This is a genomic window from Roseovarius pacificus (assembly GCF_900142665.1).
In the GTDB taxonomy this organism is placed as follows: Bacteria; Pseudomonadota; Alphaproteobacteria; order Rhodobacterales; family Rhodobacteraceae; genus Roseovarius; species Roseovarius pacificus.
In genome coordinates, this window is record NZ_FRBR01000029.1 from 1 (window position 1) to 11967 (window position 11967).

12 protein-coding genes and 1 pseudogene are annotated in these 11967 nt (G+C 53.7%); 9 read left to right on the forward strand and 4 right to left on the reverse strand.

Going from position 1 to position 11967, the window contains the following annotated elements:
• A pseudogene (locus BUB53_RS23320) lies at positions 1-179 on the forward strand (IS630 family transposase); the annotation flags it as partial.
• Between the two features lie 330 nt (positions 180-509).
• Here BUB53_RS23320 and BUB53_RS21570 read toward each other — a convergent pair.
• A complete protein-coding gene (locus BUB53_RS21570) occupies positions 510-1541 on the reverse strand; it encodes an IS110 family RNA-guided transposase (protein WP_073038072.1) in 1032 nt (343 codons plus the stop codon).
• A gap of 430 nt (positions 1542-1971) precedes the next feature.
• On the opposite strand from BUB53_RS21570, the gene BUB53_RS21575 reads away from it, so the two are divergent.
• The 7 genes from BUB53_RS21575 to BUB53_RS21605 all read left to right on the forward strand — a co-directional run bounded on the left by BUB53_RS21575 (position 1972) and on the right by BUB53_RS21605 (position 8086).
• Positions 1972-3162 (forward strand): site-specific integrase, encoded by a 1191-nt coding sequence (locus BUB53_RS21575; RefSeq protein ID WP_073038074.1) that lies wholly within the window; start codon positions 1972-1974, stop codon positions 3160-3162.
• Between the two features lie 107 nt (positions 3163-3269).
• The gene (locus BUB53_RS21580; RefSeq protein ID WP_073038076.1) at positions 3270-4001 is read left to right on the forward strand and encodes a hypothetical protein; all 732 of its coding nucleotides are present in this window, start codon (positions 3270-3272) and stop codon (positions 3999-4001) included.
• 361 nt (positions 4002-4362) lie between these two features.
• Positions 4363-5277 (forward strand): DNA-processing protein DprA, encoded by a 915-nt coding sequence (locus BUB53_RS21585; protein ID WP_073038079.1) that lies wholly within the window; start codon positions 4363-4365, stop codon positions 5275-5277.
• Positions 5278-5904: a hypothetical protein gene (locus BUB53_RS21590; protein WP_073038081.1), complete on the forward strand. Its 627-nt coding sequence runs from the start codon at positions 5278-5280 to the stop codon at positions 5902-5904.
• 208 nt (positions 5905-6112) lie between these two features.
• Positions 6113-6328, forward strand: a complete 216-nt coding sequence (locus tag BUB53_RS21595) for a helix-turn-helix transcriptional regulator (protein WP_229709625.1) — start codon at positions 6113-6115, stop codon at positions 6326-6328.
• Positions 6329-6458: 130 nt separating this feature from the next.
• Positions 6459-6764, forward strand: coding sequence for a hypothetical protein (locus BUB53_RS21600; RefSeq protein WP_159437894.1), 306 nt, complete (start codon positions 6459-6461; stop codon positions 6762-6764).
• Between the two features lie 173 nt (positions 6765-6937).
• Positions 6938-8086 carry a hypothetical protein gene (locus BUB53_RS21605; protein WP_073038085.1) on the forward strand — a complete coding sequence of 383 codons (1149 nt, stop codon included), beginning with the start codon at positions 6938-6940 and terminating at the stop codon, positions 8084-8086.
• Positions 8087-8246: 160 nt separating this feature from the next.
• Here the strand turns inward: BUB53_RS21605 and BUB53_RS21610 are convergent, their stop codons facing one another.
• From BUB53_RS21610 to BUB53_RS21620, 3 genes are all read right to left on the reverse strand, one after another.
• Positions 8247-8885 (reverse strand): HNH endonuclease, encoded by a 639-nt coding sequence (locus BUB53_RS21610; protein WP_073038087.1) that lies wholly within the window; start codon positions 8883-8885, stop codon positions 8247-8249.
• A 2-nt stretch (positions 8886-8887) separates the two neighbouring features.
• Positions 8888-10099, reverse strand: a complete 1212-nt coding sequence (locus BUB53_RS21615; RefSeq protein WP_073038089.1) for an AAA family ATPase — start codon at positions 10097-10099, stop codon at positions 8888-8890.
• Between the two features lie 325 nt (positions 10100-10424).
• On the reverse strand, positions 10425-11462 hold the full coding sequence (locus tag BUB53_RS21620; protein WP_073038091.1) for a hypothetical protein: 1038 nt from the start codon (positions 11460-11462) through the stop codon (positions 10425-10427).
• 272 nt (positions 11463-11734) lie between these two features.
• On the opposite strand from BUB53_RS21620, the gene BUB53_RS23325 reads away from it, so the two are divergent.
• Positions 11735-11967 (forward strand): hypothetical protein (locus BUB53_RS23325; protein ID WP_234983222.1); only part of this gene is annotated, 233 nt, incomplete at its 3' end.

Below are 11967 nucleotides of genomic sequence, written 5' to 3' on the forward strand. Positions count from 1 at the left end.
TCCAGCGTGGTGTGCACAGATCCGTCGCTGAATTGGAGGCTGACATCATGGCCTTCATCGATGCGCATAACGATAATCCAAAACCCTACAGATGGATCAAATCAGCCGACGAAATCCTAACCTCCGTCAAACGCTTCTGCCTCAAGACAATGAACCGAACTTCGATTCCGGGTGACTAGGCTCAGGCCCCATAGATACTCTTGAGGTTGCTGTGATGTGTGGACGTATATGGACCCCGCCTGATTGCAACGGTCTGGTTGGGTCAGGTTTGGTGATCACGATTGCTGACGTATATCCGGCTTCTCTGAGCGGCCCGATACATCGTCGCCGCGAGCCCCGATGGATTTCCGCGCGCTTCTCCCTCATCGGCTCCAAGGCATAGGCATCGGCCTTGCCGGTCCACACATCAGGTTCAAGAAGCAGTGGGTCGTACCCTTCACCATCTCCTGCCAAGGTGCTGCAATATTCTGGGGAAAGTCCTCCTCGTTCTGGTTATTTAGCTGCTGGCGTCAGTTCTGCGACACAGTTTCGACCGAGCGATAGGACTCGCCTCGTGACAAGATCGACCACACGATCCTGGCATTCTTGTTGGCAAGTGCGACAGCGACGATATTCGGATGCCGCCGCTCCCGCATCCTGCCGATCCATTGGCTTCTGGGATCCTCCTTGCCTCCGGCTTTGCCGAGAACGGCCCTCGCACCATGGATCATCATGGTGCGCAGATATCGGTCGCCGCGTTTGCTGATCCCGAACATACGGGACTTCCCGCCACTCGATCTTTGCCTGGGAACCAGTCCAAGCCAGGCGGCAAACTGGCGTCCGTTCTTGAAGCAGCTTCGGTCACCGACCGCCGCCACCAGCGCCGTCGCGGTAATCGGCCCGATGCCCTCAATCTTGCCGATACGCTGGCAATCTTCATTGGTTCGAAAGAGATGCCGGATCCGTCGATTATATGTGGCAATACGCTGATCGAGTTCCTCCAACTCCTGATGCACATCGCGCACCAGGTCCCGGATCAGCTCACCAAGGCCATCTGCGGCCCCGTCCACGATCTGTTGAAGACCACGCCGCAGGCGAGAGATGTCCCGGCCTATCACAACGCCATGTTCGGCCAGAAGGCCGCGGATCTGGTTCACCAACCTCGTCCGGTCCGAGACCAGCCGCTGGCGGATACGGTGAACGGCCTGGATCTCCAGTTGCTCGGAAGTTTTCTGCGGCACAAAGCGCATCGATGGCCGGCCGACGGCTTCGCAAATCGCCTCGGCGTCGTTCCGGTCGTTCTTGTTCGATTTTACGTATGGGGTTACGAACTGCGGCGAGATCAGGCGCACGTCGTGGCCGAGATCCGTCAGAACCCGCGCCCAGTAATGCGCCCCACTGCAGGCTTCCATGCCAACCAGGCAAGGCGGCAACTCCGAGAAAAACTGAGGAACCACATCCCGCCTCAGTGTCTTTTGGAGAACCGCACTGTCCTCTGCATCGACGCCATGGACTTCAAACACGTTCTTAGCCAGATCCAAGCCAATTCGTACGATCTTCATGGTATGTCTCCTTCTCCCGATTAGATATCCGAAGGTTCGCCGGTCTTGGGCGGCGGGGTCCATACCATTGGCTCTGTTTGCGCGAAGGTTGATTTGAGCTGTCAGTGATGGAAGCGGGTTGCGGGCCGTTGTAGCACCAAGTCAGAATGCCCAAACGCAAGAAGCGCCCGATGGGGCGCTAGCCTGTTGTTATATAATGCAGAATTTGGCTGAGGGGGTAGGATTTGAACCTGCGACCTTCAGGTTATGAGTCACCTCTAGCGGATTCACATGGGCTGCGCCGGATTACGCCCCTATACCCTATCTTATTGGAATCGCTCATTTTTCGTTGACGGGCATTACGCCGGAGTCCTACGCCTTACCCCGTGATTTGCTTCCACGTGCTTCCACTGTGCTTCCACAGACCGGGGCAAAACCGAGGGGATAAGACATGCCAAAGCTGACCAAGCGCCGCGTTGATAGCTTCGAAATTCGCGCCAAAGCCTATTTCGAATGGGACAGCGAGATTAAGGGATTTGGCGTGCGTATCATGCCTTCGGGCACCAAGACCTACCAAGTGCAGTACCGCAAAGGCGGGCGCACGCGCCGGGCCTCTATCGGGCGGCATGGCAATATCACCGCCGATCAGGCCCGGAACCGCGCCAAGGAAATCATGGGCGAGCTGTCCAAGGGCGAAAATCCGGTTGAAGAGATTGCACAGCATCGCCGCGCGCCCACTGTCGCGGCCCTGTGCGAGCGGTTCTTTACCGATCATGTGCAACACCGCTGCAAGGCCAGCACGCAGAGCGAATACCGCCGCGCGATTGATCTGTTTATCAACCCGGCGATTGGCAATTTCAAAGTCGTGGACGTGGAGCGGCGCGACGTGTCGGAGCTGCACCACAAGATGCGCGACAAGCCCTATCAGGCCAACCGCGTGTTGGGTGTGCTATCCAAGATGTTCAATCTGGCCGAGGTCTGGGGCCTGCGCCCGGATGGGTCAAACCCATGCCGCCACGTGCCCAAGTACCGCGAGGAGAAGCGGGAACGGTTTCTGAGCCAATACGAGCTGCAGCGTCTTGGGCAAACGCTGGCCGAGGTTGAATGCGACGGATCGGAAACCCCTTACGTGATCGCCGCCTTTCGGCTGTTGATCCTGACCGGCTGTCGCTTGGGCGAGATACAAACGCTGCAATGGGATTTCATCACCGATCAGGGCATGGAGCTGCCAGACACCAAGACCGGCGCGCGGCGCATCCCCCTGCCCCAAGCCGCCCGCGCGGTTCTCAGCGCCCTGCCCCGGCTTCCTGACAACCCTTACGTGATCGCTGGTAAGGTGCCGGGCCGCTACTGCACCGACTTGCAGCACCCGTGGCGGCGCATTCGTGCGCGCGCGGGCCTTGACGATGTGCGTATTCACGATCTGCGCCATACCTACGCGTCAAACGCGGTATCGTCTGGCATGCCAATTCAGATGGTAGGCCGGTTGTTGGGCCACACTCAGATACAGACCACCATGCGCTATGCGCACTTGGCCGATGATCCGGTGAGGCGGGCGGCAGAGGAAAACGCGGAGCGGTTGAATGGCTTTGTTAGCGGCGGGCATGTTGGCCGCCCCCCGCTCAAGCTGGTGGGTCAATAGCATAGGATATAGGGCTCGAACCCGGCGGCTAGATCAGGTAGGCCAGAAAGAAACACCCTATATAGGCTCGATATATAGGGCCTATTTATATATAGGGGATTTTCACCTTGGCGAGACGAGCGAAGCCCCGGTGGGGATGGGAACAGACACATGACACCAAGGATTTTGCGAAGCGTGAAGCAAGGGTCGACGTTGACTGGATTGCAGAGCAACTGGATTGTAAAAAAGAAAACAAACTTCAAGATATTGAGCGCTCGGTCCTAGTCATACTCTTGCAGTTCTACAGCAAACAATTCGAAGAGGGCGGCCCTTCAAACGAAGAGATTCAAGCCGCCCTAGACGAAATAGTAAAATCCGCGGCGACGCTAAGCGAGAACCTCGAACGCCTTGATGATTGGTCACAAAAGCTCCTGAGCGAGGGTTATCAGAAACTGCACGATGATGGAGACCACGGCTTTGACGAAGCCGATTTCGAACACAGTGCATATCTATTTCTTGAACACCTATCAGGCACTTCGAACGCTAGGTTCGTGTTAGCGACCCAGATACTGAAAGATGCTGTTTCCGTGCTGGACCTTCCCGCTGAAAAGAAATCACGGGGGCCTAAGCCAAAGAAATCCATCAAACGATTGATAGAAGGTGTGGCCTTCGCAATCGAGGACCACTCAGATCGAGGACCGCTTGACGGATTTTACTTCAACGCCGTCGACGAGCGATACGAGGGGCCACTTGTCGAAATCCTTGAGCATATTCTGACTAATTTCGCGCCCGAACTGGGGATAACAAATTCGGCGATTGGCGGGCAGATACGAAGGACAATTGGCGACCTGTCGCGTTAGCCAGCAAAGCGGCATTTAGACGCCGAAATTCTCTCGGTTGGCGGTCCATTACGCAGCAAGAGCATTTATCAAAAAGAGACACTTAAAATTCTGATCGACCCAGAGCCGATCTTGAACTGCCGGTGAATTTGTGGTGCGGTCAACCGCCGACGCGACCGCTTGCAACTACCGCTGTGTTAATGCTTCAAGGACGCAACCCCAAGTACTCAACATCTAAAACTTTCAAGGTTTGACCTTCAAGCGCCATCGGGTCTCATGGCATGCTGTAAATCTGTAGGTATTGTTATATATCCATGGTGTAGGGCACACTAGTGAAACCTTACACCCTCGATGGTCTTTATCTGGGAGACGCAAATGAACAATGTACCAGCGTTTAAACGCTGTGAATAAGCTGGCATTATCGAATAGCAATTCACCCGCACTCGCCCCGATTTCGCCACGCCGTGAGCTTGGGGCATACGAAGCCCTGTTCATGCAGCAAGGAGCCACGTTCAAACGTTTGGCCGAAAAGTTTGCGAGTGATCCATCGGCGCTGCCCTCAGATTTCGTAACTCCTCAAGATGCTGAGGCCGCAGCTCAAAAGGTCATAGAGAAACTCTACGCTGCAGGCGTGAGACAGTTTGGTGTGCGGATAAACAAGGCGGGCGACTATCCTGAAAAGTTACGCGACGCCAAGTACCCAGTCGAGTTGCTATACTATCAGGGCGCGTGGGAACTAAGCGAAATGCGAGGCCTGGCTGTTGTCGGGAGCCGCAAACCATCTGAGGAAGGCGCGCGCCGAGCTGCACGGCTGGCCAAGGAACTCGTGAATCGAGATTTTGCGGTCGTATCCGGCCTCGCAACCGGGATTGATTCTGCTGCCCATAATGCAGCTCTTGAGGCAGGCGGTGTCACCATCGCGGTGATAGGAACACCGCTTGGCGAATACTACCCAAAAGAAAATCGCGATTTACAGGAATACATCGCTAAGGAGCATCTGCTGATCTCGCAAATTCCTGTACTGCGCTATGAGGTCCAACCATTCCAACAAAAGCGTCACTATTTTCCAGAGCGCAACGTAACAATGAGTGCTCTGACCGAGGGGACGATTATTGTTGAAGCTGGCGAGACATCTGGAACGCTTACGCAAGCACGCGCCGCTCTCTATCAGGGGCGCAAGCTATTTATTCTTGAAAACTGCTTCAACAATCCGGCTATTACTTGGCCCGCTCGCTTTGAGAAAGAGGGGGCAATCAGGGTTCGCGAACCAGAAGATATTTGGAAAGCCCTAGACTAAATGCGCCTCTCCGAAATAGACGATCACAACAGGGGTGACCATTATTACCTAACTCCTCAAGATGAGTGTTTCTATCTTTTGGAATACACCTCTGGCCGTGATTTTAGTTTTTCACAAGCGAATCAAATCATCTCAAACCTGAAAAAGAAACCAAGTGAGCGCTTCATAAAAGGTGGCTATCACTACAAGGCACAGGTGATCCGTCAGGCTTCAAACACGCTGAGAGAGGCAATTCATCCTGACTGGCTACAAAGGAGTACATTGATTCCCGTTCCGGGATCAAAATGTGTCGGCCATCTCGATTACGATGATCGAATGGAGCAAATCTGCCGGGGCATTCAGGACGGTTTGGATGTTAGGAATTTGGTCACTCAAACAGTCTCTACAGAGGCCGCGCACGAAGCCGGGATCAACCCCCGGCCGACTGTCGAAGAACTGATTGATCTCTATCAGATTGATGAAACCCTGTGTGATCCAGCACCAACTGACATTGGCGTATTTGATGATGTTCTGACAGCAGGCACACATTTTAAAGCTATGAAAACGGTACTTAATCGACGTTTTCCCGGCGTTCGGGTCTCAGGCTTTTTCATCGCACGTCGGGTTTTTCCAACTCCTCTTGAATAGCCGTAACGGCAAACATTCCCAAACAAGTCAGGCTTCAGAAAAATCGCTTTCATGGGCCTCAAATCGATGCACTTTCTAGCGATTGCGTATGCCTTACAGCCGAAGTCATAATTCGACATCACAGAAACCAATTATGGCATTTTCAACGGGCTGCGCCCGGCTGCTATCCAACCTTCAACGCACCAATGATGCTCAGGAGGGAAGCCCTATGGAAGGCCAGAATACCCAGATTGACCCCGAACAGATGATGACCGAGGCCGATGTAGCGGACTTGCTCTGTCAGTCGATCCGCACGCTACAGAAATGGCGCGTCACTGGCTATGGCCCCTGCTTTCACAAGATCGGGCGTTCCGTGCGCTATCGCCGTGGTGACGTGCTGGATTGGACCGCTGAGCGCCGCCGCGCGCACACCTCAGCCGCATAATTGAGTTTTGCCCGTGCGGGGTTGGTAGCACCGCGCGGGATTTTGGGGCCGGACGGCTTCAACAAGGGGCGCGGGGTGTCGCCACCTCGCGCCCTCCCTTTGCCTGCCATCAACATTGAAAGGAAACATGATGATAGATGAAGACGGCATTCCCCAGGACGAGCATGTCTTGACCACCCAACTCGACGACACCGAGGCGTCAAGAATGTTGGACATTCCACCGGACCTTCTAAAGACCTTCAGGAAAATCGGGTATGGGCCGGAATTCACATCCAAACCGGACGGAACGCCGGTTTACGAGGTTCGCGAAATTTCGATGTGGTACTTCTACAAGCTGTTTGAGCCGAAGGCATATATCGAAGCGCTTGAGCACGCATTTGCCAAGAAGGGGCCATTTCAACCGGCGTCAGCCATTGAGCGCGGCGTTCGAGGTTGAACCCTACCCTATCCACTTTTCGGCCGGGCGTTCGCGCCCGGCCCCAAAACAAAAGCTACCCCGCCGGAGGCGGAAGGAGGGCGCGCAGCGCGCTCAGGAATGGCGGTAGCGGCCTAAAGAGGGGGGTCTTGTAACACCCCCCTCTACCAATACGAAATCGAAAGACAGCGCAAATGGTAGCAGAAATCCTGCACAGTGGTTTTGATGGGCTGAGACTGACGATTGAAACCGATATACCCCCGGCGTTTCGGGAACGCCTGAGCGCGGCCAAGGCCGAGGCGGTGGAAACCAACCGAGAAAGCATCTTGGACTTTGGAGGTATCGCCCTTGGCGTCCGGCGCAGCGGCGGCATGGCGTTTTCTGCCCATACCGGCGACATGGGGGCGGAATGGTACTTTCTGGACCCAGAGAACCGCCCCGCAAACAATCCCGGTATCACGGTGGATTTCCGGGCTTTCCTGTTGGCCACGGGCGGCCTCAGAGCCGCGCAGGAACATCTTGAAGCCTGCATGCGGGCCTTTGGAATTCTCTATGGTGAAAACCAAGTGCGCGTCACCCGCACCGATTTCGCAATAGACTTCCTTGCCCCGTGGTTCGAACCAGACCGCAATTACCTGGTATTGCCGCCCAAGACAAAGGCCGTGGAATTCACCGGCCCCTCGGACAGCGAAACCCACGCGTCAGGAACACGGGTAACCGGCCTGCGCGCAGGCAAAGGCGAAAGCCGCCAGCTTGTAATCTATGACAAGCGAACCGAGGTGATCGAAAAGGGCAAAGCCGGTTGGCTCAAAATCTGGAACGCCAACCGCGCCAGCATGGGCAAGCCCGCGCTGGATATAAAAGACCCGGACCAAAGCCGCGTCTGGCGGTTCGAGTTGCGTATGGGGCGCAAGCAACTGCGCGAGCGGTTCGATATTCGCGGATGGGACGATCTGAACGCACAGGTAGGAGACACCTTCACAGATTTCTGTGAGCGCATGCGCTATTGCATCCCAACCGCAGACCGCAACCGCGCCCGCTGGCCCACACACGAGCTGTGGCGGGCTGTTACACAGACCGTAGAGATTGACCTACATGAAAACATCGCAGGCGTCCTGCCACGCGACGTGAAGGACGCCAACCGCGAAGAACACATGCGCATGCTGGACCGGCAGCTTCTAGGCCTGTTCATATCCCGCGCCGCCGCGTCTGGCGTCACGGCAAGCGACTTTTCAGATTTTCTTGAAAGCCACGTAAACGCCCTACAGCGGGCATCAGATGAGCATCCGGTGCCGTTGGATGAGCGGATCGGGAAAGCAGCGGCAAAATATCGGTGGGTTTGACAGCCCTTTCCGGACTTACCCCAAGCTGAAAAACGCTGCGCTTGCAGCACACGAATCTTACATTCGCCACCTTTGCGCCGACGTATTAGTAGGACAAATACTCAGAACCTGAAGATCGCGGCGCATCACATGCCAGACGCCAAGACACCTAAACCACTTCTTAAAGAATGCCGTTCCTTTCGAGAATCGATTTGACCATCCCAGAGAACTCAGAAGGTAGCTCCGCCATATCAATGAGCTGAAGATAGTACATCTCTTTGAGTACTTCATTCCCGCAACCTTGATACAAAGTCATGAGTCGGTCCACTTCATGTATGCGTTCGATTTTCCGAATGACTAGTTGCTCTCGATTATAGCCGTGAAGCTCAAGTTTCCGAATTGCGATCTCAGCTGCCTGATCTCCATTAACCCATGACATTATCGGACCATAATGAAGAACCCGGGCCTCTACATCATCCTCAAAGGGGTTTAGAAACGGTATTTCATCGTTATCATATACGCCCTTGCGTCTGTTGCATTCAGTACATGCAAGGCCGAGGTTCCGCCAATTGAACCTGAGGTGTGGTCGCGTGGAGGATGGCTTGATGTGTTCAACATCACCAGGAGTATTATGGCCTAGCTTGCTCTCGCAATAGATGCATTTATTGTATGCCTCGTCTCTAATTGCCGCCTTGATCTCGGGATGCCTGTATCGAGTTTTCCTAGTCGCGTTGTCTGGTTCTTCTGCGAGTTGTTCAAGCCAAGCTTGTTCATTATCTGCTATAACAGCCGGCGCAATTGCCTTGGTAAGATTACGCATTCTTAAAACTCAAGATTAGAATTGTTAGAGATGCCGAGTTCACGCATCCTTCGGACAAGTCGCGTCGCGCGTTCCTGCGGAGAAAGATCGCTCGTTTCCTCTAGCTCACTCGCAATTACTTCTTCAGCCCAAACAGGCATGGTGGTTTCAAGACCTAGTATTTCCCGCAGGACCGAGCTTGCAGAACCTGAGAGGTCCTTTTCTGTGAGTTGTTGCGCTTCTACACCTTTCGTTGCCCCATGGAACAACGCGTAAACGTTTGCTTCGCGAAAACTTGAAACGATGAATGGACTATGCGTCGCGACAACGAACTTCGCGTGAGGAAATGCCAATGACAAAGATGGCAACAACGTTCGTTGCATGCTTGGATGCAGATGGTTTTCGGGCTCGTCTAACACAATTGTGTACTCAGAATTACTTAGATCAAACATATGAATTTGCCAGACGATACTAAATACAGACGAAACACCGCCCGACATTGCATCTAAGGAGAAGTCGCCGCTATTTGTCTCCAGAACCACTTCTGGCATCACCACTTTCAAGCGTTGAAACCCGAGTTCTTTTGGTAGGGTGGTCCGTAAACGGCTTTCAAACCTTCGGAAAGCATCCTCGTAGTCTTGATTTGCTACTACCGTCTTATTGCCTTCTCCAAACACTGCGAGCGAAATCAGAGCTTCCTTCTGTACAGTTCCTGGGTTCCTCATTGTCTGTTGATTTGGTTGGAAAAACTGCGCCAACAAATTTCTATAATTTTCGTACATCTGGCTAGCCTCGACAGGCTGGGTCGGAATAGTCGAGACGCTTGAGTAGACGGACTGTTGCCGATGAGAAGGAATAAATATCCCGGGTACAGCTTGCCGGTTTTGGTATTTAAGCTGGTAGTTCGCTCCTAGCAATTCAGGTACAGTCAAATCGCACCTTTGCCCGTCGCTGTACTCAACGTGACCGACGTTGTGGTGACGATTATCTTGATGTTCATCGACGTCATCTTGCGAACGGATATCCCTGAAAAGATTCTTGCGTGAGCGTTTGCTTACGTAGGGAGTAGCAGCGAAGTTGATTTTCCAGCCAAAGTGAGTACTGAGAATATTCAGAATGGATGTCTTTCCAGTACCATTGGCACCGGTTAAAACCGTCACATTCTTCGATAGGTCCAGATCGACATTCTCGAACTGCCGCCATCCGCTCAATTTCAATTTAGAAAAGGTGTTCATTCATCGATCCATGACGTCTGATCTGATCATTAGACAACATTTAAGCGGAGTATCAGATACACCGCATTGCCACTGTGTGGCTACTAGAACGCAAACGCAACGCTCGTGCCATCACCTTGTTCACTCAGCCCCTTACAGCTCTCGGCGCAAATGGACATAATAGTTCCTTCGCAATCATGTCTGCCCAGTAACTGGGTATCGCCACCGCTCTTGCAGTCCGGATCAACGAGTGAGGTCAGCAATAACGGCTTCCTCCGTTCCGCTGACCTTTTTGCGATCGTGGCGAACTTTCGCTACTCGCCCATGCTCCCCTACCGATTGCCTTTCAATCTTTCAGCGCGACGATAAAGTCGTCTTTGTCCAATCTTGGCCCCATGACGCGTGTTGGTAGACCGGGGTCAGTTTCGTGGCCTCGGTGGTGCCCTTTGACCAACACGACCTTACCATTTCGGTAGCGGCGCTCATGCTCACTCACCCAATGACGTACAGGCCCATTTCGAACCCCTTGGGTCTGTTGCTCAAATTCAAGGCGAGCCTGCCTTTCTTTCATATGCGCCGCAGCCTGCGGACCAATTCGGATTGTGAGATGGGATTTCTGAGCGCCCAGAACCCACGACTTCCCGAACTTTCGGGCTGTCTTTACATCCTTGGCTCTGAACGTTTCCGTTTCTGCGGGAATAATGCCGCCCAAGTCGGGGGATACCAACATCGCAAAGAGCGCATAAGGAATGAATAGATCGTATCCGGTATCAATACGGTGCAAGGTGCGAAGGGCTTTGATTTTTTCCTTGGAGTTTCCGATGCGCCAGCGAAAGTTGACCATCGTCCGGCTCAGGTCCTCATTAACCTTATCGTGGTTCAGCTTCCCATCCGCTGTCCGATTGACGAGCAAAGAGCAAATTGGGTCCATGACTTTGCTGCCTTCAGGGCGGCTGAACATCGTGATGCGCAGGTGATCGTCGCTCCGATCATCGATTAGATAACCTCGCAGGCCAGACCCAATCGGTTTGTCGTCATGAGCGGTCACAGGCGACCCTCGTTCGAAACGCGCAATGGCTAGGGCTCGATTATCAAATTCTACCCAATTGACATTGTTGGGAAGTTGCACCTCACCGAGAATGGCCATTGCAGGAACACCGATGGATTCGGCCTTCTCTTGGACGGCATCGTGAAGTGTATCGGTATAGTTCGCCGCCAAATGATCTAGCAAATAGACCTTGGCCTGCTGCAATGCATCGAGAGCATACTCCCGAAACAACTGCAAATCTTCTGACCACTCCAAGTGCCAAACCGGATCATCTAATGGTGCTGACTTGCCTGCTAGCGAAGCGCCGTATGTAGAAATCAAAGCCTTGTATAGCATTCTTAGGACCCGAATAATTCTTAGGACAGCTTCCGATGGGCAGAGCTGACGATCAAGTGGTTTTGACTTTGAACAGACGTAATGACAAGCGGCTCACCAATTCAGCATTCCAACGCAAGTATCGACCCAAAAACGCCAAAATCATTAACTAACGTCGGCGCATGGCATTTTGGCGCAAACTCCGGGGAAACGTCGTTCCCTTTCAAAAGCGGCGGCGCTTCCGCCGCTTTCTGTCCGCGCGACTTGTCGTCTTGACCGTCTTGGGCGCGACTGTGGCAGTTGGATATTATTCAAAACACGATAGTCAGACTCAAAGCTGGTTGGCATATGTCATCGACGCCCCGTCACAGTCCAACCAGCCCCGCGCCCTGCGCGGTGGCAATGCGATGCAATGGGGCGGCGGACAGGCTATTGCCGGGCGTAGCGGGGCTGGTGGCCCCACCTCAGGCCGCGTGACCCATGTTCGGGACGGAGATACAATCGAAGTTGACGGACGCCCGATCCG

Bases quoted from the DNA above. Each gene is read 5' to 3' on its own strand.
- BUB53_RS21570 (WP_073038072.1), bottom strand. From the start codon at position 1,541: ATGAAGATCGTACGAATTGGCTTGGATCTGGCTAAGAACGTGTTTGAA.
- BUB53_RS21575 (WP_073038074.1), top strand. From the start codon at position 1,972: ATGCCAAAGCTGACCAAGCGCCGCGTTGATAGCTTCGAAATTCGCGCC.
- BUB53_RS21585 (WP_073038079.1), top strand. From the start codon at position 4,363: ATGTACCAGCGTTTAAACGCTGTGAATAAGCTGGCATTATCGAATAGC.
- BUB53_RS21590 (WP_073038081.1), top strand. From the start codon at position 5,278: ATGCGCCTCTCCGAAATAGACGATCACAACAGGGGTGACCATTATTAC.
- BUB53_RS21595 (WP_229709625.1), top strand. From the start codon at position 6,113: ATGGAAGGCCAGAATACCCAGATTGACCCCGAACAGATGATGACCGAG.
- BUB53_RS21600 (WP_159437894.1), top strand. From the start codon at position 6,459: ATGATAGATGAAGACGGCATTCCCCAGGACGAGCATGTCTTGACCACC.
- BUB53_RS21605 (WP_073038085.1), top strand. From the start codon at position 6,938: ATGGTAGCAGAAATCCTGCACAGTGGTTTTGATGGGCTGAGACTGACG.
- BUB53_RS21610 (WP_073038087.1), bottom strand. From the start codon at position 8,885: ATGCGTAATCTTACCAAGGCAATTGCGCCGGCTGTTATAGCAGATAAT.
- BUB53_RS21615 (WP_073038089.1), bottom strand. From the start codon at position 10,099: ATGAACACCTTTTCTAAATTGAAATTGAGCGGATGGCGGCAGTTCGAG.
- BUB53_RS21620 (WP_073038091.1), bottom strand. From the start codon at position 11,462: ATGCTATACAAGGCTTTGATTTCTACATACGGCGCTTCGCTAGCAGGC.